Annotated in this window: 22 protein-coding genes; 4 read left to right on the top strand and 18 right to left on the bottom strand. The window is 43.2% G+C overall.

Annotated elements, in window-relative coordinates; genetic code table 11:
• Nucleotides 1-63: 63 nt before the first annotated feature.
• The 7 genes from rpmE to NSQ72_RS17285 all read right to left on the bottom strand — a co-directional run bounded on the left by rpmE (nt 64) and on the right by NSQ72_RS17285 (nt 6,742).
• Entirely contained in the window at nt 64-264 is a 201-nt protein-coding gene (gene rpmE / locus NSQ72_RS17255; RefSeq protein WP_003215407.1) for a 50S ribosomal protein L31, read from the bottom strand.
• Nucleotides 265-396: 132 nt separating this feature from the next.
• Nucleotides 397-1,680: a transcription termination factor Rho gene (gene rho, locus NSQ72_RS17260; RefSeq protein WP_008354975.1), complete on the bottom strand. Its 1,284-nt coding sequence runs from the start codon at nt 1,678-1,680 to the stop codon at nt 397-399.
• 366 nt (nt 1,681-2,046) lie between these two features.
• Entirely contained in the window at nt 2,047-3,012 is a 966-nt protein-coding gene (glpX, locus tag NSQ72_RS17265; protein WP_012011567.1) for a class II fructose-bisphosphatase, read from the bottom strand.
• 32 nt (nt 3,013-3,044) lie between these two features.
• Complete coding sequence (locus tag NSQ72_RS17270) at nt 3,045-4,334, bottom strand: UDP-N-acetylglucosamine 1-carboxyvinyltransferase (protein ID WP_024423746.1); 1,290 nt, start codon at nt 4,332-4,334, stop codon at nt 3,045-3,047.
• Nucleotides 4,335-4,581: 247 nt separating this feature from the next.
• Nucleotides 4,582-5,220: a fructose-6-phosphate aldolase gene (gene fsa, locus NSQ72_RS17275; protein WP_039182147.1), complete on the bottom strand. Its 639-nt coding sequence runs from the start codon at nt 5,218-5,220 to the stop codon at nt 4,582-4,584.
• A gap of 111 nt (nt 5,221-5,331) precedes the next feature.
• On the bottom strand, nt 5,332-6,189 hold the full coding sequence (locus NSQ72_RS17280) for a class II fructose-bisphosphate aldolase (protein ID WP_024423748.1): 858 nt from the start codon (nt 6,187-6,189) through the stop codon (nt 5,332-5,334).
• 178 nt (nt 6,190-6,367) lie between these two features.
• On the bottom strand, nt 6,368-6,742 hold the full coding sequence (locus NSQ72_RS17285) for a response regulator (RefSeq protein WP_003214681.1): 375 nt from the start codon (nt 6,740-6,742) through the stop codon (nt 6,368-6,370).
• Nucleotides 6,743-6,922: 180 nt separating this feature from the next.
• On the opposite strand from NSQ72_RS17285, the gene NSQ72_RS17290 reads away from it, so the two are divergent.
• Complete coding sequence (locus NSQ72_RS17290) at nt 6,923-7,453, top strand: DUF2529 domain-containing protein (protein WP_039182149.1); 531 nt, start codon at nt 6,923-6,925, stop codon at nt 7,451-7,453.
• A 40-nt stretch (nt 7,454-7,493) separates the two neighbouring features.
• Here NSQ72_RS17290 and pyrG read toward each other — a convergent pair whose 3' ends face one another.
• From pyrG to NSQ72_RS17330, 8 genes are all read right to left on the bottom strand, one after another.
• The gene (gene pyrG / locus NSQ72_RS17295; protein WP_039182151.1) at nt 7,494-9,101 is read right to left on the bottom strand and encodes a glutamine hydrolyzing CTP synthase; all 1,608 of its coding nucleotides are present in this window, start codon (nt 9,099-9,101) and stop codon (nt 7,494-7,496) included.
• Nucleotides 9,102-9,340: 239 nt separating this feature from the next.
• Nucleotides 9,341-9,880 carry a DNA-directed RNA polymerase subunit delta gene (gene rpoE, locus NSQ72_RS17300; protein ID WP_064498795.1) on the bottom strand — a complete coding sequence of 180 codons (540 nt, stop codon included), beginning with the start codon at nt 9,878-9,880 and terminating at the stop codon, nt 9,341-9,343.
• A gap of 247 nt (nt 9,881-10,127) precedes the next feature.
• Nucleotides 10,128-10,325, bottom strand: coding sequence for a hypothetical protein (locus tag NSQ72_RS17305; protein WP_082700883.1), 198 nt, complete (start codon nt 10,323-10,325; stop codon nt 10,128-10,130).
• 137 nt (nt 10,326-10,462) lie between these two features.
• The gene (locus NSQ72_RS17310; protein ID WP_126682420.1) at nt 10,463-11,605 is read right to left on the bottom strand and encodes an acyl-CoA dehydrogenase; all 1,143 of its coding nucleotides are present in this window, start codon (nt 11,603-11,605) and stop codon (nt 10,463-10,465) included.
• A gap of 16 nt (nt 11,606-11,621) precedes the next feature.
• Nucleotides 11,622-12,734: an acyl-CoA dehydrogenase family protein gene (locus NSQ72_RS17315; protein ID WP_341084775.1), complete on the bottom strand. Its 1,113-nt coding sequence runs from the start codon at nt 12,732-12,734 to the stop codon at nt 11,622-11,624.
• An 11-nt stretch (nt 12,735-12,745) separates the two neighbouring features.
• Nucleotides 12,746-13,609, bottom strand: a complete 864-nt coding sequence (locus NSQ72_RS17320) for a 3-hydroxybutyryl-CoA dehydrogenase (protein ID WP_341084777.1) — start codon at nt 13,607-13,609, stop codon at nt 12,746-12,748.
• A complete protein-coding gene (locus NSQ72_RS17325; RefSeq protein WP_341084778.1) occupies nt 13,609-14,802 on the bottom strand; it encodes an acetyl-CoA C-acetyltransferase in 1,194 nt (397 codons plus the stop codon). Before NSQ72_RS17325 ends, NSQ72_RS17320 begins: the two co-directional genes overlap by 1 nt.
• A 103-nt stretch (nt 14,803-14,905) precedes the next feature.
• A complete protein-coding gene (locus NSQ72_RS17330; RefSeq protein ID WP_024426357.1) occupies nt 14,906-17,017 on the bottom strand; it encodes a heterodisulfide reductase-related iron-sulfur binding cluster in 2,112 nt (703 codons plus the stop codon).
• A gap of 143 nt (nt 17,018-17,160) precedes the next feature.
• Here NSQ72_RS17330 and cls point away from each other — a divergent pair, with 143 nt between their 5' ends.
• The 3 genes from cls (at nt 17,161) to NSQ72_RS17345 (ending at nt 19,660) form a co-directional block, all read left to right on the top strand.
• Complete coding sequence (cls, locus tag NSQ72_RS17335; RefSeq protein WP_341084781.1) at nt 17,161-18,357, top strand: cardiolipin synthase; 1,197 nt, start codon at nt 17,161-17,163, stop codon at nt 18,355-18,357.
• A 12-nt stretch (nt 18,358-18,369) separates the two neighbouring features.
• A complete protein-coding gene (uvsE, locus tag NSQ72_RS17340) occupies nt 18,370-19,332 on the top strand; it encodes a UV DNA damage repair endonuclease UvsE (protein WP_341084785.1) in 963 nt (320 codons plus the stop codon).
• A gap of 73 nt (nt 19,333-19,405) precedes the next feature.
• Nucleotides 19,406-19,660 carry a hypothetical protein gene (locus NSQ72_RS17345; RefSeq protein WP_039182170.1) on the top strand — a complete coding sequence of 85 codons (255 nt, stop codon included), beginning with the start codon at nt 19,406-19,408 and terminating at the stop codon, nt 19,658-19,660.
• Between the two features lie 27 nt (nt 19,661-19,687).
• On the opposite strand, the gene NSQ72_RS17350 is transcribed toward NSQ72_RS17345, so the two are convergent.
• The 3 genes from NSQ72_RS17350 to NSQ72_RS17360 form a co-directional block, all read right to left on the bottom strand.
• On the bottom strand, nt 19,688-20,686 hold the full coding sequence (locus tag NSQ72_RS17350) for a S66 family peptidase (RefSeq protein ID WP_341084787.1): 999 nt from the start codon (nt 20,684-20,686) through the stop codon (nt 19,688-19,690).
• An 87-nt stretch (nt 20,687-20,773) separates the two neighbouring features.
• Entirely contained in the window at nt 20,774-21,016 is a 243-nt protein-coding gene (locus NSQ72_RS17355; RefSeq protein ID WP_039182177.1) for a hypothetical protein, read from the bottom strand.
• Nucleotides 21,017-21,167: 151 nt separating this feature from the next.
• Complete coding sequence (locus NSQ72_RS17360) at nt 21,168-22,883, bottom strand: ABC transporter ATP-binding protein (RefSeq protein ID WP_341084789.1); 1,716 nt, start codon at nt 22,881-22,883, stop codon at nt 21,168-21,170.
• Nucleotides 22,884-22,910 lie beyond the last annotated feature (27 nt).

Below are 22,910 nucleotides of genomic sequence, written 5' to 3' on the forward strand. Positions count from 1 at the left end.
TTCCATCAATCCACGTAAAAAAACAGGCAAGAACGGATTCCTGCCTGTTTATTGTATCTATTATTACTTAAGACCGTATTTTTTGTTAAAGCGGTCAACACGTCCATCAGCAGAAGCGAATTTTTGACGGCCTGTATAGAAAGGATGGCACTCAGAGCAAATCTCGATGCGTACCTCTTCTTTTACTGATCCAGTTTCAAACTCATTTCCACAAGCGCATTTGACTGTAGCTTTTTTGTAGTTAGGATGAATTCCTGTTTTCATCTACTGTCATCTCCTTCCGCCCTGAATCCAATTCGGAAACAGAGTTAATATCTCAGAAATAAATTCTGAAACGCACATGATAAAATTATAACAGTGTAAGTCTATGATTGCAAATGTATTTTTTCAGGGAAGCTATCTTCTTGATGCAGACATATTGGCTTGTTTCCATTCTTGCGTTAAAATATCGAAAAACTCTTGGTTTGTCTTTGTTTTTCTCATTTTACGCATGAACTTCTCAGCGAAGTCAGGTGTATCTGACATCGATTTTCTCATCGCCCATAGACGATCAAGATGCTCTTTTGGCACAAGCAGTTCTTCTTTTCTCGTACCAGAACGGCGAATGTCGATCGCAGGGAAAATTCTTCTTTCGGCCAAAGAACGGTCCAAATGAAGCTCCATGTTTCCAGTTCCTTTAAACTCTTCATAAATCACGTCATCCATACGTGATCCTGTATCAACAAGTGCAGTGGCTAAAATCGTCAAACTTCCGCCTTCTTCAATGTTACGCGCAGCACCAAAGAAGCGTTTTGGACGATGGAAAGCCGCTGGATCAATACCACCTGAAAGCGTTCGGCCGCTTGGCGGAATCACAAGGTTGTATGCACGAGCAAGCCTTGTGATACTGTCCATTAAGATGATGACATCTTTTTTATGTTCAACAAGACGCATCGCACGCTCTAAGACAAGCTCTGCTACTTTAATGTGGTTTTCCGGTACTTCGTCAAAGGTTGAACTAACAACATCCCCTGCAACAGAACGTTCGATATCTGTTACTTCTTCTGGTCGTTCATCAATCAAAAGGACAATCAGCTCTGCCTCTGGGTGATTTTCAGAAATGCTGTTGGCAATTTCTTTAAGCAAAATGGTTTTCCCAGCCTTAGGCGGTGCAACGATTAAACCACGCTGTCCAAATCCAACTGGCGCCATCATGTCCATAATTCTAGTTGACAGGTGATTAGGCTGTGTTTCAAGAATCATTTGGCGGTCAGGAAATAGCGGTGTGAGTGCAGGAAAGTGAACACGTTCCTTTGCTGATTCTGGGTCGTCCCCATTTACCGCTTCTACATGAAGGAGGCCATAGTAGCGTTCATTCTCTTTTGGAGGTCGTACCTTTCCAGACACTTTATCTCCATTTCGTAAATCAAAGCGTCTGATTTGTGAAGCAGAAATATAAATGTCTTCTGAGCTTGGGGAGTAGTTAATCGGTCTTAAGAAACCAAATCCCTCAGACTGAATAATTTCAAGAACCCCTTCCATAAATAAGAGATCCTCTTGCTCAGCATTCGCCTTTAAGATGGCAAAAATTAATTCTTTTTTTGTTAGTTTGCTGTAATAAGAGATTTTGTATCGTTTTGCTAACTCATACAGCTCTTTTAATTTCATATTTTCCAAAGATGAAATCGAAACATCTTTCAATATGGACACCACACTTTTCTAGTCAATGTATTTCTTTACAAATGCATGACCATTGTATTTGATTAGCTTTTTAATTCCGTTGTTGTTGGAATGACCTCGCTCTGATGGTAACGCTCCCACTCGTTTTATCGTGAAAGATAGGAACAATGTGAAATAGAGCTTTTTTAACATAGAGAAGGATAATGAGTATATCGTCATGATGCGGCAGTATTTAAACTTGTTGAAGCTTAAAAGAAGTAAATTCGCAGAAAATTTCGCAGCACTCTTTAGTTTTACCTCATTTGCAGAGAATATTCAACTTTAAAAAGAAAATGATATACATTTGACACCTATATGAAAAGCGGGTAATGAATACCCGCTTTCAGATTACGGACGAATGACAAGATTCGGTTTTTTCTTTAAGCTGTGTCTGCCGTCTACGAAACGAACTGTACCCGATTTCGCACGCATGACAACACTATGTGTTGTTCCAACAGAGCCTTTGAATTGAACACCTTTAAGTAATTCCCCATCTGTTACACCTGTCGCTGCAAAAATGGCGTCATCTCCTTTTACGAGATCTTCCATTCTGAGGACTTTACCAACATCCAGCCCCATTTTCTCACAGCGTCTTAATTCTTCTTCACTTTGAGGAAGAAGCTTACCATGAATTTCACCACCAAGTGCCTTTAATGCAACAGCAGAAAGGACACCCTCAGGCGCTCCGCCTGAACCAAATAGAATATCAACACCTGTGTGATCAAATGCTGTATTAATGGCTCCTGCAACGTCACCATCATCGATCAGTTTAATTCTTGCTCCTGCTTCTCTCAGTTCAGCAATAATTTTTTCATGTCGATCTCTGTTTAAAATCGTTGCAACCACATCTTCAATATCTTTGTTTTTCGCTTTTGCAACAGCGCGAAGATTATCAATGACAGGCGCTTCAATATCGATGCAGCCTACCGCTTCTGGACCTACTGCGATCTTATCCATGTACATATCAGGTGCATTCAGCAGGTTGCCATGATCTGCAACTGCAATGACAGCTAAGGCATTCCAGCCGCCGCTTGCCACAATGTTTGTTCCTTCTAATGGATCAACAGCGACATCCACGCGAGGTCCATATCCGTTCCCAAGCTTTTCCCCAATATAAAGCATTGGTGCTTCGTCCATTTCTCCTTCGCCAATCACCACTGTTCCCTTCATCGGAATGGTGTCAAATACATCACGCATTGCACTTGTTGCAGCATCATCCGCTTCGTCTTTTAATCCTCTTCCCATCCAACGGGCAGATTTTAATGCAGCTGCTTCTGTCACCCGTACTAGTTCCATCGATAAACTTCTTTCCATTTTTGTCCAAATCTCCTCTCACAGTCAAAGCCTTATGAATTTTGAAGTTCTTCTATTTCTTGGTCATTCAGCTTTTCACGCCAGATGGTTGCACCCAAGCCTTCAAGCTTCTTCTCAAGCAAACTATATCCTCTGTCTATATGTTCAAGCCCTGTGATTTCGGTCACACCGTCTGCCATTAGCCCTGCGACAACAAGACAAGCTCCTGCACGCAGATCACTTGCTTTGACCTTTGCTCCTTGAAGCTGCGTTTGTCCGGTAATAATAGCGGATCTTCCTTCGACCTTCATGTTTGCACCCATTCGGCGCAATTCGTCAATGTGCTTAAAGCGAGCTGAGTAGATCGTATCTGTGACCACACTCGTGCCTTTCGCTTTTGTTAACAGCGCCGTCATCGGCTGTTGAAGGTCAGTCGGAAAGCCCGGATACACAAGGGTTTTGATATCGACAGGCTTGAGTCCTTCGTTTCTGCCAACGATCAGCATCTGATCGTTGCTCGTTTCAATGGTGAACCCCATTTCTCTAAGTTTCGCCGTAATTGATTCTAAATGAGTTGGGATCACATTATCAAGTACAACTTCATCTCCCATCGCTGCACCAGCTATTAAAAATGTTCCTGCTTCGATGCGGTCAGGGATGATTGAATGCTTACAGCCATGAAGGGATTCTACACCTTCGATTCGAATGACATCGGTCCCCGCACCTTTGATTTTGGCACCCATGCTTGCAAGCAGTGTCGCTACATCGATAATTTCGGGTTCCTTTGCAGCATTTTCAATCACGGTTTTTCCTTCAGCCAGTACGGCTGCCAGCATGATGTTGATCGTCGCACCTACACTGACAACATCAAGATAAATCCGGGCTCCGACTAATTTTTCAGCGCGCAAATAAATCGCACCCTGCTCGTTTGTCACCTCAGCTCCGAGTGCTTCAAAGCCTTTGATATGCTGATCAATCGGTCTAGGTCCTAAGTGACATCCTCCTGGCAGTCCGATGACAGCCTGCTTGAATCTTCCCAGCATGGCTCCCATTAAATAATAGGATGCACGCAGTTTCTTCACTTTTCCATTAGGAAGCGGCATACTGATCATAGAAACAGGATTAACAACCATTTCACCTTTTTCAAAAGTGACCTTTCCGCCAATTTCTTCTAACAGATCTCGCAATGTGTCGATATCTGATATATGCGGAAGGCCTTCAATGGTTACTGGAGAATCAGCGAGAATCGTGGCAGGAATCAGTGCCACAGCACTATTTTTCGCACCACTAATATGTACGGTCCCACGCAAGGGATCACCGCCGGCAATGTTTAACTTTTCCATATTTGTCTCCCTTCTTAAAGAAGATCACTGTTGGAGTTATACTGTTTGTGGATGTCGCGCTTTAAAAGGTCTTGTCCAAAATTTAGCCAATATCAAGAGAAAGAATACAGGTTAAACGAAATTTGTCGGAAGAAAAATAATCGAAGCTTTGCGAGGCTGTGATGTTCTCTTCTTTGCACAAAACATTTCTTAGCGTTTAAAAGGAAAACTGCGGCAAACGAGAGACGATCCCGCCTGCCACAATCATTTATTTATTCCAGTCTGCTAAAAATTGCTCAATGCCTGCATCCGTTAATGGGTGTTTCGTCAGCTGCTTGATGACTTTCAGCGGCATTGTACCGATATGAGCACCTCTAAGCGCAGCTTCTGTCACATGCTGCGGATGACGAATGGATGCAGCAATGATTTGTGTATCTAATCCATGAACATCAAAAATAGTTTTCACTTCACTGATGAGATCAAGACCATTTTGGCCAATGTCATCTAAGCGGCCAAGGAATGGAGAAACATACGTCGCACCAGCTCTAGCTGCAAGAAGTGCCTGGTTTGCACTAAAAATCAATGTGACGTTTGTTTTAATTCCAAGGTCCGTTAATGCTTTAACAGCTTTAAGGCCATCTGTAGTCATTGGAATTTTGACCGTGATATTTGGTGCGATAGCAGCAAGCTCTTTTCCTTCTTCAATCATTTCCTCTGCTTTTAGGGAAATCACTTCTGCACTGACAGAGCCTGATACCACGTCAGTGATTTCGCGAAGGCGGTCGTGGAATGATACGTTCTTTTCTTTCGCTACTAAACTAGGGTTTGTTGTGACGCCTGCTAAAATGCCAAGCTCGTGCGCCTCTTTGATGTCTTCAATATTCGCTGTATCTACGAAAAATAACATAACTGTGCCACTCTCCTATCAATAAATTGTCTGAAATGTAAATTTGATTGCGCTTTCTCGAGATATGGAGAAAACCGCCTGTGACTCAGGCGGCTTTCGGTTCTCATCAAATTATGCTTGGTTAGAAGAACCAAATTCGCGCATTTTGCCGATAACAGTCGCTTTAATTGCGTCACGAGCTGGTCCAAGATATTTACGTGGATCATACTCTTCTGTTTTTGCAGCAAGTGTTTCGCGTACTGCTTTCGCAGAAGCAATTTGGTTTTCAGTGTTTACATTGATTTTTGCTGTACCAAGTGAAATTGCACGCTTGATGTCAGCAGTTGGGATACCTGTTCCGCCGTGAAGAACAAGTGGAAGACCAGTTGTTTTACCGATTTCTTCCATTTCAGCGAAACCAAGGTTTGGTTCACCTTTGTATGGACCATGTACTGAACCTAATGCAGGTGCAAGGCAGTCAATGCCAGTGCGTTCTACAAGCTCTTGGCACTCTTTTGGATCAGCATAAATAACGCCCTCAGCGATGACGTCATCTTCTTGCCCACCAACAGTTCCAAGTTCAGCTTCAACAGACACACCATGGAAATGTGCAAGTTCAACAACTTTCGCAGTTGTTTCCACATTCTCATCAAATGGGTGGTGAGAAGCATCGATCATGACAGAAGTAAATCCTGCATGAATCGCTTTTGCACAAGATTCAAAGCTTGAACCGTGATCTAAATGAATCGCAACAGGAACTGTTACATTATATTCTTCGATTAACGCTTTAACCATTGCGACAACTGTTTTGAAGCCGCCCATGTAGCGTCCTGCTCCTTCAGATACTCCTAAGATAACAGGAGATTTCTCTTCTTCAGCAGCTTGTAAAATCGCTTGCGTGAATTCTAAGTTATTTAAGTTAAACTGTCCAACAGCGTAACCTTTTTCCTTTGCGTCTTTCAACATTTCTGTCATTGAAACTAAAGGCATGATGAAAAATCCTCCCTATGTAGCTAATTTGCTTGCTAAAAAAAGCTCTCCACCCTAGCATGACCAGAATTTCTCGCCATATGTAAACTTTCAAAGTCAGATCGCTTTCTTCTTCCTTTCTAGGATACCAATTATTCGACAAATCGGCAACAGAATGGCTCGATTCAATCATTTCCATCTAGCCATTTGTTTCAAGCGGCAAGTATTCTTTGACAGCATCTCGGATTTCATCAATATCAAAAGGCTTAGCGAAGTGCGTCAATGCACCGAGTTCTTTGGATTCTTGGATCATATCTAATTCGCCATAGGCTGTCATAATGATGACACGGATGTCTTCATCAATTAATTTCATCCGTTTTAAAATTTCGATACCATCCATTCCTGGGATTTTCATATCAAGCAGGACAAGGTTCGGTCTATGGTTTTTCACAATATCTAATGCCTGTAGTCCATTGGCAGCTTGGAAGGTTTGATAGCCTTCTTTATGAAACACTTCATTCAATAATATTCTAATACCGTACTGATCATCGACAATTAAAATTTTCTCATTCATCTGTTACACCCCATTGCTTTCATTTTTCGCCATAAAAAGAGCTGTTGTTAAATAATTCTGTTTGATTTTCACATTTCCTTTAATTATAATAGTTTACTTTACGACATTTTCTGAGCATTTTTCCTAATATTCTCTTTATATTCTATTATAAAATGATCTGACCGAAGGAGGAAATGAGTCTTGTTAAAAATTTTTACGACCCAGTTATCAGGTATTTTTTCACGTATTGGAGAAAAGCAGGCTGAAGCGATTGAGGACGGTGCACGCCTTCTTGCACAGGCTGTTGTCAGTGGACATGCCGTTTATTTTCACGGAAAAAATGAACTGGCTGCTGTCGCCCTAGAGGCATCTGAAAGCAATGAGCCGTTTCCCGGTGCGAAAGTGCTGCCGCTCGATCAAAAGGAGCGCAGCTTACTTCAACCAAGTGACAGGGTGCTGCTATTTTATTCAGACCCAGAAGATCAGGAAATTCAATCTCTTGTTAAAGAACTGCACGAACAAGGTACGCCCGTTGTTGGTGTAGGGCCGGCACAAAAGGAGCCGTCCACGATTGAAGAGCATTGTGATGTCCACATTGATTTCCAGCTCAAGAAACCGCTTGTGCCCGCAGAAGATGGGACAAGGTTTGGTTTTCCTGCTTTAATGACCTGCTTATACGTCTACCATGCCCTATCGTTTACTGTGAAGGAGATCGTGGAGGAATATGAATAAAAAAACTGCCGAGAAGTGATATTCTCGGCAGTTTTTTGTTTTATTTTGATTCAGATGCTTGTAGTGAAGCACCAACGAAATCTCTAAATAATGGCTGTGGTCTTGTCGGTCTTGAAACGAATTCAGGGTGGAACTGAGAAGCAAGGAACCAAGGGTGATCCTTGAGCTCGATGATTTCAACAAGACGTCCGTCTGGGCTTGTACCAGAGAAGACGAAGCCTGCTGCTTCCATTTGCTGTCTGTATTCGTTATTAAATTCGTAACGATGACGGTGGCGTTCGTAGACCACTTCGTCATTGTATGCAGCAAATGCTTTTGAGTCTTCATTTAATTTACAAGGATATAGACCGAGACGAAGTGTTCCGCCTAGATCATCTACATCCTTCTGTTCTGGAAGAAGGTCAATGATTGGGAATGCTGTTTCAGGATCAATTTCCGCTGAATGAGCTCCTTCAAGGCCTAATACGTTTCTCGCGTATTCGATTGATGCCACTTGCATTCCTAAGCAGATTCCGAAGAATGGCACTTTGTTTTCACGGGCAAATTGTGTAGCAATGATTTTCCCTTCTACTCCGCGGTCTCCGAAGCCTCCAGGAACAATAATGCCGTCAACATCTTGTACGAAATCAGCGATATTCTCTGCTGTCACTTCTTCTGCATTGATCCATTTAATTTGAACATCTGCATCAAACGCATAACCAGCATGACGAAGTGATTCAACGACAGAAATATAAGCATCTTGCAGCTCAACATATTTCCCTACAAGACCAATTGTGACTTGTTTTGAAAGGTTTTGCACTTTATCAACAAGTGCTGTCCACTCTGTCATGTCCGCATCTTGGCAGTCAAGTTTCATATGTTCACATACTAGCTTGTCCAGCCCTTGTTTTTGTAAATCAAGCGGAATGGAGTAAAGCGTGTCTGCATCCTGACATTCGATAACAGCTTTTGTATCAATATCACAAAACAGTGCAATTTTGTCCTTCATATCTTGTGCCAATGGCATTTCCGTTCTGACCACGATGACATTTGGCTGAATACCAAGACTGCGAAGTTCTTTTACACTATGCTGTGTTGGTTTTGTTTTCAATTCACCCGCTGCACGGATGTAAGGAACGAGGGTACAATGAATGTACATCACGTTTTCACGGCCGATGTCACTCTTCATTTGACGAATGGCTTCAAGGAATGGAAGGGATTCGATATCTCCTACTGTTCCGCCGATTTCTGTAATAACCACATCTGCACCCGTTTCTTTTCCGGCACGGTACACGCGGTCTTTGATTTCATTTGTAATGTGGGGAATGACCTGTACTGTTCCACCTAAGTAGTCACCGCGGCGCTCTTTCTTCAGAACAGTAGAGTAGATTTTACCAGTTGTGACGTTGCTGTACTTATTTAAGTTAATATCAATGAAACGCTCGTAGTGACCTAAGTCAAGGTCTGTTTCAGCACCATCATCTGTGACAAAAACCTCACCGTGCTGGTATGGACTCATTGTCCCCGGGTCTACGTTGATGTATGGATCGAATTTTTGAATGGTGACATCCATCCCTCTATTTTTCAGAAGGCGGCCTAACGATGCAGCCGTGATTCCTTTTCCAAGTGAGGAAACAACTCCTCCTGTTACAAAAATATACTTTGTCATTTCGTATGCTCCTCTCTTTTTTACCCTTGCATGTCTACACATGCACAGCTTCATCCTTTTTAGAGTGTATCCCTAAATCTCTTGAAAAATAAGAAAGCTCCCTTTCAAATAAATGAAAGGGAGCGTAAATGAACGTATCTTTACGTACTCTTTTTTAGAGAGCCCAAAATACATACTACATAGTTCGCTCACGAAAGTCAAGACGGTTTTGTCCTGTTTTGAGGACGGGTTTGAGAGGGTTATTTCTCTTCCTCATCATCGTCTAAATCGTCTTCATCAATCTCCGTTAAGCCGTCATCATCTTCATCATCATCTTCGTCGAAGTCTTCAATATCTTCATCGATTTCTTCATCATCGTCTAGGTCGAGATCATCGTCGTCTTCTACAAGATCAAGGTCTTCTTCAAGCTCGTCAATTTCTTCTTCCTCTTCGATTTCATCGAAGTCGTCTTCAACGACAGCTGCTTTTGATTTTTTCTTTTTCGCTTTTGTTTTCACAGCTGGCTGAACTTCTTCTTCGATTTGATCAACTGGATACCAGCTGCGAAGTCCCCATCTCTGATCACCTAACGAAATAAAGCGGCCATCTATATTTAAGTCTGTATAAAATTGAGCAAGTCGATCATCAAGATCGGATTTTTGTATTCCTTGCAAACGGACAATTTCATCTATTAACTCGGAAAACGTAATTGGTGTTTTGCTGTCTCTGAAAATTTCATAAGCAAGTTCAACTAAAGACATTTGTTTGAGCTGTTCCTGTGAGTATTCTTTCAAACTCAAGGTCAGACACTCCCTTTCTATTACATGTATGTATCCATTTATCAGTGAAATAATAAGTATTTATACCTTATTCTTACGACAAACCATACCTCTCATTATAAACAAATTAGGGGAGTTTATGCCACCTTTATTGTTGTTAATTTTTGATTTTTATCACGAGTAGCGCCAAGAGGTCCATCATCTGTATGAAAATGGACCGGTTCTTGTATACGGCATACTTTTTGTCTTTCAGTTGATCACGTCTATTTTAAAACTGGATATTCTGAATGGATGAGAGAACGAGAAAAATCGTGAATAACATTCCCGCTGACATGAGTACGATTAGTTTTCTGCGGCTGTTGTTTTTTTCTTCCTTCTTTTTTGTAGACTTTGTAAGCTCTGCGGAAACCATAATCCAGATAACCATTGTGACGATTGCTGTAATGCCCATAAATGTTGAGTTCAATATCACACCCCCATATTATTCCTATTTTTAACATAATACCACATGCTTATGGATTATGATTGGAAATTACATTACATACTAACTGCATGGCCCACCAAAACAGACCACCTCACATTCAGGTGGTCTTTGCTTCGTTTCTACATATCTAGCAGTTTCCTTGAGATGACCAGACGCTGGATTTCCTGAGTTCCTTCATAAATTTGAGTGATTTTCGCATCACGCATGTATCGTTCGACTGGGTAATCCTTTGTGTAGCCGTACCCGCCGAAGATTTGAACCGCTTCTGTCGTCACCTTCATCGCTGTATCACCGGCAAAGAGCTTGGACATGGCTGATTCCTTTCCATACGGGAGGCCTTTCGTTTCGAGCCATGCCGCCTGGTAAGTAAGCAGCCTTGATGCTTCAATCGCGGTGGCCATATCAGCCAGCTTAAAGGCGATTCCTTGTTGCTGAATGATTGGTTTACCAAATTGTTTACGCTCCTTGGCATAATCAACCGCCGCATCAAGAGCGCCTTGAGCAATCCCAACTGCCTGTGCAGCAATGCCGTTTCTGCCGCCATCGAGCGTCATCATGGCTATTTTGAATCCTTCTCCTTCTTGACCGAGCCGGTTCCTTTCATGAATCCGGCAATCTTCAAATCGAATTTCAGTTGTTGGCGATGAGCGTATGCCCAGTTTGCTTTCCTTTTTGCCAACGGAAAAACCAGGTGTCTCTTTTTCTACAATAAAAGCAGTTGTATTTCGGGATGAAGCTCCTTGGTCTGTTACGGCAAACACAATATAATAATCTGCAATGCCTCCATTTGTAATAAAGATTTTCGCCCCGTTCAGGACATATTCATTGCCTGCCTTGACGGCCGTTGTCTTCATTCCGCCAGCATCTGAGCCTGAACCGCTCTCTGTGAGCGCATATGCTCCTATCTTCTGCCCTTCTGCAAGCGGCTTTAAATAGGTCTCTTTTTGTTCATCCGTTCCGAATGTATAGATTGGCCATGAAGCGAGAGATGTATGAGCGGACAAGGTGACGCCTGTAGAGGCGCATACTCTTGAAAGCTCCTCAACTGCTATGACGTAGGCTAAATAGTCACTGCCGATTCCGCCCACGTCTTCCGGCCAAGGGATACCCGTTAAACCGAGCTCCGCCATTTTGCGAAAAATAGATGGATCATATGTCTCTGTTTCGTCTCGCTCTGCTGCTGTGGGCTCCACTTCATTTTTCGCAAAGTCTCTCACCATTTTTTGAATCATTTCATGTTCGTCACTTAATTGGAACTGCATCGTGAGCCACCTCGTTTCATATTAGCTGTTTACAGATGACCAGCCTTTGAATTTCACTTGTTCCTTCATAGATTTCACAAATTTTCGCATCACGAAAGTAACGTTCTGCTTGATAGCGATTCGTATAACCATCCATGCCTAGCAAATGGATCGCTTCTGTACTGATCTCCACCGCCGTTTTTGACGCAAATAGCTTTGCCATTGATGCTTCCTTTGTGACGGGACGATTGGCCTCTTTGAAAGAAGCCGCTTGATAGACGAGCAGTTTGGCCGCCTCAAGCTTCGCCGCCAAATCGCCCAGTCGAATGGTCGTTTCAAGACCTGCTGGATGTCGCTTTAAATAGCTAACTGCCTCGGTTAAAGCAGCTTCTCCAATGCCAAGGCTTTGAGCCGCAATTCCGATTCTCCCTGCATTTAAGCTAGACATGGCAATTTGAAAGCCTTCTCCTTCTGCACCAAGCAGCTGATCTTTTGGAATCCGCACGCCATCAAAATGAAGCGTGACTGTTTTTGAACCGTGCAGTCCCATCTTTTTCTCATCTTTTCCAATCGTAAATCCCGGCGTATCTTTCTCGACAATGAACGCCGATATATTTTTTCTCGCAGAAGCCGGATCGGTCACCGCAAAGACAAGATATAGCTCTGCTTCTCCGCCGCTTGTGATAAAGATTTTCGTCCCATTTAATACATAATCACCGCCCATCCGCTCTGCTCTTAACTGAATACTGGAGGCATCTGATCCAGCCTTTGGTTCAGTCAGACAAAAGGCTCCAAGCTTCTCTCCTGATGCAAGCAGCGGGACATAGGATTCTTTTTGTTCCTTCGTTCCAAAAGTCAAAATAGGCATCGTCACAACAGATGTATGAACGGACACAATGACACCGATGGTCGCACTCACTTTCGATAATTCATGGATTGCGATGATATACGTTGTAAAATCTGCTCCTAAGCCTTGATACGAAGCTGGTATTGGAATCCCTAGATAGCCTTTCCGTCCCATTTCACTTAAAAGGGTTTTTGGAAACCGGCCTTGTTCCATAGCTTCAACTTCAGGGAATACACGCTGGCGTGCAAATTCTGCTGTCTGTTCTCTCCAGAGACGCTGTTTATCCGTAAGCATAACATCCATCTTGACTCCCCCTATGAGTGGTCGTGGTATGTGTAAAAACCTCTCTTTGTCTTTTTGCCAAGCCAGCCTGCATTCACGTATTTTTTTAAAAGAGGACAAGGTCGATATTTGCTGTCTCCAAGTCCTTCGTGAAGGGTATTCATTATAAATAAACATGTATCCAGTCCAATGAAATCAGCTAGACGAAGCGGCCCCATTGGGTGATTCATCCCAAGTGTCATCACGCCATCAATGCTTTCTGCATCTGCCACGCCTTCATATAGGGTGTAAATGGCTTCATTGATCATTGGCATCAATATGCGATTTGAGACGAACCCTGGGAAGTCTTCCACTTCAATTGGGGTTTTGTTTAATGTCTTCGCTGTTTCATAAACAAATTGATATGTGTCATCACTCGTTTGCAGCGCGCGAATGACTTCAACGAGTTTCATGACAGGAACGGGATTCATAAAATGCATGCCAATCACTTTCTCCGGTCTGCTCGTCACAGCTGCTAATTCTGTGATCGACAAGGAAGACGTATTTGTCGCAAATATGGCCTCCGCCTCTGCAAATTGATCAAGTATTTCAAAGATTTGTTTTTTGACACTCATTTGTTCAGAAGCAGCTTCAATTACTAAATGAGCCTGCTGGACGTCTTTTAAATCTGTGGATACGGCAAGCCGCTGCGTGATATCTCGGACGGCCTGATGTGCCAGTTTTCCTTTTTCTGCCCGCTTCGTCAGTTGTTTGGTCATGGAGGAAATCGCTCGATGAATCTGCTTTTCTGATGCATCATGGAGCAGGACTGTATAGCCTGACTGTGCAAACACTTGAGCAATGCCTGATCCCATTTGACCGGCTCCAACGACCAAAACGGTCTCTTCTATACTCATCAAAAAACGCCCCCCTTTTCATCTACCTTTATCATGATCGCATCTCCTTGACCGCCTCCACTGCAAATTGCCGCAATGCCAATGCCACCGCCTCTTTGTCTTAATGCATGAATCAATGTCAATATGATACGTGTTCCGCTTGCCCCAATCGGATGACCGAGTGCGACAGCCCCTCCGTTGATATTCATTTTCCGCCGGTCGATCCCGGTCATTTTTTCACATGCCAGAGCCACAGCTGAAAAGGCCTCATTGATTTCAAACAAATCGATATCCTCTAGGCGCTTTCCTGTTTTCTTTAAAAGCTTCTCGATGGCAAAGGCTGGTGTTTTCGGGAAATCCTTCGCCTCTACAGCAACCTGAGTATGACCGAGAATGACTGCCATTGGCTTTACGCCATGCCGTGCAGCATACGTGTCTTTCATTAGAAGAAGTGCACTTGCACCATCATTGACACCTGGTGCGTTTCCAGCGGTGATGGTACCTTTCTGATCAAAAACAGGCATGAGCTTTGACAGCCGTTCATATGACGTATCACGCCGCGGAGATTCATCTTCTGTGATCAGCCGTTCTCCCGTTTTTGTTTTGACGGTGACGGGAGTGATTTCATGTTGAAAAAAGCCACTTTTTTGCGCTTCGATGGCCCGTTCATGACTTCTGAGTGCCCACAGATCCTGCTCTTCCCGCGTGATACCAAGCTCCTTTGCAGCCATACCTCCATACTCACCCATATGAACGCCTGTAAACGAACAGGTTAACCCATCTAAAATCATCGCATCTTGTACTGCACCATCTCCCATTTTGTAGCCCCATCGCGCTTTTTTTAGCAGATAAGGAGCGTGAGACATGGATTCCATACCGCCCGCCGCGATGACCTCAGCATCACCGGCTCGCATGATTTGATCTGCTGTGGTCACACTGCGCATGCCTGATGCACAGACTTTATTGATGGTTTGTGTTGGAACAGACCAAGGAAGATCAGCATATCTTGCTGCTTGCCTTGAAGGAATCTGCCCTTGCCCTCCTTGTAAAACACTTCCCATAATGACCTCATCTATTTCATGAGAACCCGAAACTCTTTCCAGTGCAGCCTTGATCGCTATACCGCCTAGTTCTGCGGCACTCAAACCACTGAGAGCACCGCCTAGTTTTCCAAATGGTGTTCTTGCACCAGATACAATGACCGTCGTACTCATGTATGCCCCTCCCCATTTGTTAACGCTTACATATCATTTAGACAGCTGATGAAACAGCCCCATGGATAAGCCGATGAACATCCTATTCATCGGCCTGTCATCTTTACGACACCTGTTTTCCAGGCTCGCCAAACACTGATTTTTCAAGAAGTTCGGCGACATCAAATGTGCCTACCTGCTCCTCTACTTCCTTCGCCTTCGTCCCATCTCCCAGCATCGTTAAGCAATAAGGACACCCTGAGCTGATGATGGACGGCTGGACCTGTAGCGCCTGCTCCGTTCGTGCAGTGTTAATCCGGGTACCCGTCTCTTCTTCCATCCACATTAAGCCCCCGCCTGCACCGCAGCACATACCAGTTTCACGGTTGCGTTCCATTTCTTTCAGCGTCACACCTGGAATGGCTTTTAAAATGTCTCTTGGCGGGTCGTACACTTCGTTATATCTGCCTAAGTAGCAAGAGTCGTGGAAGGTAATTACCTCGTTCACTTCATGTACAGGCGTTATTTTCCCTTCTTTCACTAACTCTGCCAATAATTCTGTATGATGGTACACTTCTGCCTCAAGTCCAAAGTCTGGATATTCATTTTTAAATAAGTTGTAGGCGTGTGGATCAATCGTGACGATCTTTGTGACGCCGTTTTTCTGAAATTCTTCAATATTTTTTGCAGCAAGCTCTTGGAATAAAAATTCGTTTCCGAGTCTTCTTGGTGTATCGCCTGAGTTTTTCTCTTTATTGCCTAGGATCGCAAAGGATACCCCCGCTTCATTGAGGAGTTTTGCAAAGGCAAGTGCAATCTTTTGGCTTCGATTGTCATATGCCCCCATTGAACCAACCCAAAATAAATAATCAAAGGTTTGCTCTGCTTTTTTCAGCTCTTTCACTGTCGGCACATGCACATCTTCTCTCAGTTCACGCCAATTTTCTCTTTCTTTCCGGTTCAACCCCCACGGGTTCCCTTGGCGCTCAATGCTTGTCATGGCACGCTGTGCATCTGCGTCCATTTTTCCTTCGGTCAGCACAAGATATCTGCGCATATCAATAATCTTGTCGACATGTTCATTCATGACAGGGCATTGGTCTTCACAGTTTCGGCATGTCGTACATGCCCAGATCTCTTCTTCTGTAATGACCTCTCCAATAAGAGAAGGATGATATATAGAGCTGGCAGCCGACTCTTCCGCACCTGCTCCTCTCGCCTGCAGTGCCAGCTGGTTTCCTGTTGTCTGCTTGAAGGCAAGCTGCGGGACCCAAGGTGTCTTCGATGTAATGGCGGCCCCTTTATTGGTTAAATGATCTCTTAACCTTAAAATCAAATCCATTGGAGACAGCATCTTCCCTGTCCCTGTTGCCGGGCACATATTCGTGCAGCGCCCGCATTCCACACAGGCGTAAAGATCGATCAGCTGAGACTGACGAAAGTCTTCAATTTTTCCCACACCGAAGGTCTCTTGTGTCTCATCTTCAAAATCGATTTTTTGCAGCTTGCCTGGCGGGTCTAATCTGCTGACAAATACGTTCACAGGCCCTGCAATCAGATGAGCGTGCTTTGACTGAGGAACATATACTAAGAATGTCAGCAAAATGAGCAGATGCACCCACCATGCGGCATAAAAAACAATCGCAGCCGCAAGAGGTGAAATTCCTCCCAGCAAGAAAGCAATACCAGAAGCGATTGGCTCAGTTGGTGATAGAGAGTGCCCATGCCAGATGATGTTCATGCCGTTCCCTAGTAAGACTGTCAGCATTAATCCGCCAATAAATAAAAGCACTAGACCCGATTTAAAACCTCGTTTTAAACGGACAAGTTTTTCCACATATCTTCTATGGAAAGCCCATACAACGGCCACTAAAATGAGAAGTGTGACCACCTCTTGGAAAAACGTAAAGACGCCGTACACCGGACCTAAAGGAAGCCCGCTGTCTGGAATAAGCCCCTTCAAAATAAAATCAAGGGCTCCGAACTGTACAAGGATAAATCCGTAGAAAAACAGCACATGAATGATGCCGCTCTTCTTGTCCTTTAACAGCTTCTTTTGCCCAAATACATTGACCCAAACACGCTCTAAGCGTTTCTTCATGTCTTGTTGAAACTCTTCTTTTTTACCAAGACGAATATACGCCGCTCGTGTTCGAATGAGATAAACAAACAAATACACAGCGTAAGCGGTCACCGCCGCAAATGCGATCAAGTTGATGATTAAAAGGCTATTCATCTTGCTCCCCCTTTCATTCCCCAAAACCCACTTTGTTCCGTTTCCATGTTGTACCTCTATCATAAATAATGAATGAGTATTCAGTCAATATTTTTTGTGCGTTTGGGTACACTATTGAAATATGCAAAAAAGGAGGAAGTTTCATGATCGCATTGATCATCCTACTCGTACTCATTGCCATCGTTTTGCTCGTCATGTTAGACCTTTATATGGGAAAGAAATATTTTTCTACGCACGCATTTGAACGGTCTTTTGACCAAACAAGCGGCGATGCCACCTTTTATCATGATGGCGAACCATTTTTCGATCAGCTGCTTACGGATATACAGCAGGCCTCTTCTTCTATTCATATGATGTTCTTTATTGTAAAGAACGACAAGATTGGTCAAAGGGTGTTCCAAGCATTGAAAGCCAAAGCGGAGCAAGGCGTTTCCGTCTTTTTGCTAACCGACCGATTAGGCTCCTATCCGTTTGATCAAAAGTCGATTGACATGCTAGAAAGAAGCGGCATTCAATTTTACTTTTTAAATAAGCCTCGTTTTCCTTTTTTGATTTACCGGTTAAACATGAGAAATCACCGTAAAATTACGGTGATTGATGGGAAGATTGGCTATATTGGCGGATTTAATATAGGCGATGAATATGTTGGGAAAAAAGGCCGCTTTGGCATTTGGAAAGATTATCATTTGCGGATGACTGGACAGGTTGTCGCAGATCTCCAGCATGTGTTTCTGAATGATTTGTACCGGTCGTCTGGCATTCATCAGCTGCAATATGAGGTTTTCCCTGCATTGGAACCGGGAACATTACAATGCACAACACGCGCGACTGCCGGTTTTTCTTTAGAAGCTTTATTTCTCCAAGATATTCAGCAGGCAAAGAAACAGATCATCATCTGTACGCCTTATTTTATTCCATCAGCCCCTCTTCTGAAGGCGCTGCTTGATGCACGAAAGCGGGGCGTCACAGTTGAAATTATCATTCCAATGAAAGCGGATCATCCACTTGTCAAAGAGGCTGGTTTTCATTATTTAAAGGATCTCATTGCCTCTGGATGTCTTGTTTATCGTTTTTATAAAGGATTTTATCATTCGAAAGCCATATTGATTGATCACAGCCGCTGTATGATCAGTACCGCGAATTTTGATAAACGAAGCTTGTTTTTAAACGAAGAAGTAGATGTGGCCATTGATGATCCCGACTTTACTGCACACGTAGAGGAAAAGATTCGGGAGCATATGGAAGTATCTGAGATCCTGACAGAAGAAACATTGTCAAAGCGCCCTCTTTTCACACGGCCGCTTGAGTGGGTTGCCGCCATGTTCTCGTATTTTTTATAAAGGAGATGACCTATGCGTTATCGATTTGGTTATGTGTCCAATGCCGTCACCTTGTGGGAAGCTTCTCCTGCCAAGTCGCTGACCTTTGCAAGATACAGCAAGCTCTCTAAGGAAGAAAGAAAAGAGGCTTTATTGCGAACAACGAAAGCCAATCTCGTGAATACATTAAGAACGCTTTATTTCGCCATTGCTCATGATATCCCGCTGTACCGTTTTTCAAGCTCGATCGTCCCGCTCGCGACCCATCCCGAGGTGCGCTGGGACTTCGTGACACCTTTTCACAAAGAATTTCTTGAGATTGGCGAGTTGGTGAAACGGCACAACTTACGGGTAAGCTTTCACCCCAATCAATTCACCTTGTTTACCAGCCCAAAACCTTCAATTACAGACAATGCCGTCATCGATATGACGTACCATTATCAGATGCTTGAGGCGATGAAGCTCGAAAAGGAAGGTTACATGAATATTCATGTAGGCGGGGCTTACGGCGATAAAGAATCGGCTCTTCAACGCTTTGATGAAAATATTAAACAACTTCCGGCTCATATCAAAGCGAGAATGACACTTGAGAACGATGACAAAACATATACGTCGCTCGAAACGCTTGGTGTATGTGAAAAGCATGACATTCCATTTGTTTTTGATTATCATCATCACGTGGCAAATAAAGATGACGATGCCGCACTCGATGACATCCTTCCAAGAATGTTCGACACTTGGACAAAGACTGGCATTCCGCCCAAAATCCACTTGTCTTCACCTAAATCAGAAAAAGCCATACGCAGTCATGCAGATGGTGTAGATATGACCTTTGTCTTACCGCTTTTTCAAGCATTAAAACCGTATGGCCGTGAAGTAGATTTTATGATTGAAGCAAAATTAAAGGATCAGGCTCTGCTCCGTCTAGTCGAAGAACTGTCTGCGATTAGGGGCAATAAGCGGACGGGCGGAGGAACCATTGAATGGAAATCATAGAGAAAGGTTTACCTTTGTGCAAATGGGGGTAACAAAGCTATTGTGAGAAAGTAATTAACAGGAGGATATGAAGATGTCTCAAATCTATTCAATCCGAATCGCTGCAAAAGCGTTGAATTTACATAAGCTTATTTCTCTTTATGAAAAGTGCCAGCAGGCTCAGCATCGTATATATGTGTATTCTAAAAAAACAATGTGCAGCATTAAGAACATCGTAGAGCTTGAAACCTTCAGGCTCACTCATTTAGAATCTGATTACTTAATTGTCGTAGAGGGGAAAAAAGCGCAAGACCTTCTACAGCCGTTTGAGAAAGAAAAGGTTTCATAAAAAAGAGCAGCCCCGAGCCGCTCTTTTTTATATCCACTCTTCTGTCAGCCAAACTTGTTTAGAAGCTGCATCTATTTTCACTTGTGCCCCAATTGGCATCGTAAGCATTGGGTGCGTATGGGCACAGTCAAAATCAGCGATGAGTGGTCTCTTCGTCTCTCCGAGCACCTCAAGCAAAATCTCGTAAGGCTCTTTGCCCGTCCCTTCATCATCAAACAGCTCATGTTTTCCTAAAAGAATCCCTGACACCCGTTCAAACACTCCATTTACTTTCAATAAAGAGAAATTCTTTTCTACAACAGAAGCGGTTTTCATGCAATCTTCAATGAGGAGGATGTCTCCGTTTTGGATGGCTGGCATGAACTCACTTCCCCAAATGCCGTACATCGCATTCAGGTTCCCTCCGATCAATCTGCCTTCTGCCTGTCCCTCTATGACGCACAGCCAATCATTCGGACGCTGCTTTTTGTCACGCGTCTTTTCTTCCCAATTGATTCGTTCATCTGTCCAAAAAGGCGGTTTTTCAATCTGATAAGGAATGCTTTGAGGAGACATCAAGATGTCCTCAAATGACTGATATGTAAAATTGACAAACGGTTCAAACTCGCCAAAAGAAGGAACAAGCGCCGGCCCGTAGAAAACAGGAAGTCCCGTTTTTTCATACGCCGCCAGTAGAATCGCTGTCGCATCTGAATAACCGATCATGATTTTCGGATGTTGATTCAGCAGCTCAAAATCAAGATAAGGCAGCAAACTATTTGAATTCGTACCGCCAATCATTGACATGATGCACGCCAAGTCCTCTCTAGCCATCAGCTCATTCAGCTCATCAGCTCGTTCTTGAATTGCACCGGAACGGTAGTGATCCTCTTTCCCTGTTAATGATCCTGGGATCACAATGAATCCTTTTTGCTCAAGCCACTTCTTCGCCCGCTGATACCTAAGAGGCGAGGTCGCTGATGCAGGACTGGAAGGTGAAAAAATACCGATCTTATCGCCCTTTTGTAATCGCCGAAGCCCCTTCATTCCATCAGATCCTTCCTACACGCATTTTTTCTATCCTAACAAAAAAAGCCCTTTATCAAAAGGGCTACTGAACGAATGAAAATCTTTTCAAAAAAATATTTTAAAAAGGCCAAGTAATATGAGCGTAAAACTAATAATCAATGCTATCGATATTTTGACTTTGCTTAAAGAACTGTCTATAACGTTTACAAAAAGGTGAATGCCAAATAAAATAATCCCAATGTAAAAAAATACTGGGTTGATTCCAGCTGGAATGATCAATATAAATAAACCAACAAGAGTCACGTAGTGAATGCTTTTCAGCATGAATGTTTTTGCTGTTTCGCTCAAACAACCCTCTCCTTTTGGATCTAATTTCCTTAAATTATATCAGAATTCCATTTAAATGGTGATTTAAATATTTGCAGGACGAACCACTTTTTATTATCACATGTAAAAAAATGAGTCCAACTCAATAGCTGAACTCATTTACGCCTTACTATCAATGACCAAACTGCGCTTCATGCAGTCTGCTGTACACGCCGCCCATTTGGATGAGTTCTTGGTGGCGGCCTTGTTCTTGAATGCCTTCTTTTGTTACGACGATGATACGATCGGCGTGCTTAATTGTAGCGAGGCGGTGGGCAATGACAAGTGTCGTCCTGCCGACAGCCAGTTCGCTTAGTGCATCCTGTATAGCTTTTTCTGTTTCTGTATCAAGTGCTGATGTGGCTTCATCTAAAATAAGAATTGAAGGATTTTTTAGGAACATCCGCGCAATGGACAGGCGCTGCTTTTGACCACCTGACAATTTGACGCCGCGCTCGCCTATGACAGTATTTAATCCTTCTGGGAAACGCTGAACGAGTTCCTCTAAATGCGCACGACGTACAGCCTCCCAAATCTCCGCATCACTGGCTTCTAGGTTGCCGTATGCGATGTTTTCTCGAATGGTGCCTGAGAATAAAAAGACATCCTGCTGCACAATGCCGATCTGCTGTCTTAAAGAAGAGAGGGTCATCGATTTTGTACTCACGCCATCAATCGTAATCTCCCCTTCATCCACATCATAAAAACGTGGCAGCAAACTGCAAATCGTCGATTTCCCGGCTCCTGAAGGCCCGACAAACGCAACGGTTTCTCCTTGTTTGATCTTCAAATCGATATCCTTTAACACATGACTGTGCTCATCGTAGCCAAATGTCACGTTTCGATATTCAATTTCACCTTTCAGCCCGAATACATCACGAGCTCCTTCTGTATCCTTCACATCTGGCTCTGTTTCAAGTAAGTCGACATAACTTTTAAAGCCCGCAATGCCTTTTGGATACATTTCAATCACTGTGTTAATCTTATCAATCGGTCTGAATAAGACGTTTGTAATCAGAACAAACGCGATAAATCCACCTGCCGTTAATTGACCCTGCAGAACAAACCATGTCCCTGCTAGAAGGACAAACAGTGTCACAAGACGTGTCAGAATGTAACTGATTGAGCCGTTAACCGACATGATTTTATATGAAAGAAGCTTCGCTTTCCGAAAGCGGTTGTTGTTTTCAGCAAAACGCTTTTTCTCAAAATGTTCGTTGGCAAAGGCTTGAACAAGACGAATACCGCCGATATTGTTTTCAACCCTTGCATGAAAGTCTCCAATGTCATTGTTCAGCTGTGTAATCGCCTGTGTCATCTTTTTATTAAAATGAAGGGCAAGCCAAATGATGACAGGCATGATCAAAAAGGTTAAAATAGCAAGCTGCCAGTTAATCATTAGCATGACAGCAAAGGCGCCAAGAATCGTCATAATCGCAATAAACAAATCCTCAGGTCCGTGATGAGCCACCTCACCAATGTACATGAGGTCATTTGTCATCCGAGACATAAGCTTACCCGTTTTGTTGTTATCAAAAAACTTAAATGAGAGACGCTGAAAATGATCAAACAGCTTCTTCCTCATATCTGTTTCAATATTAATGCCAAGCATGTGTCCCCAGTACGACACAATAAATTGCATCACTGAGCTGAGGGCATAAATGATAAACAGAGCAAGTGCGGTCCAGGCAATGACTGTCCAGTTCCCTGTTGGTAATAACGTATCAATGAAGTAGTTCACGATCAGCGGGAAACCAAGTTCCATTAATCCAACTGCGACAGCGCAAAAGAAATCTAAAAAGAACAGACCGCGATAGGGCCTGTAATAGGCGAAAAAGCGTTTTAGCATATGTAAAAGGACCTCATTTCCTCTATA

Source organism: Bacillus sp. FSL R5-0659 (assembly GCF_038008785.1).
Classification (GTDB): domain Bacteria; phylum Bacillota; class Bacilli; order Bacillales; family Bacillaceae; genus Bacillus; species Bacillus safensis.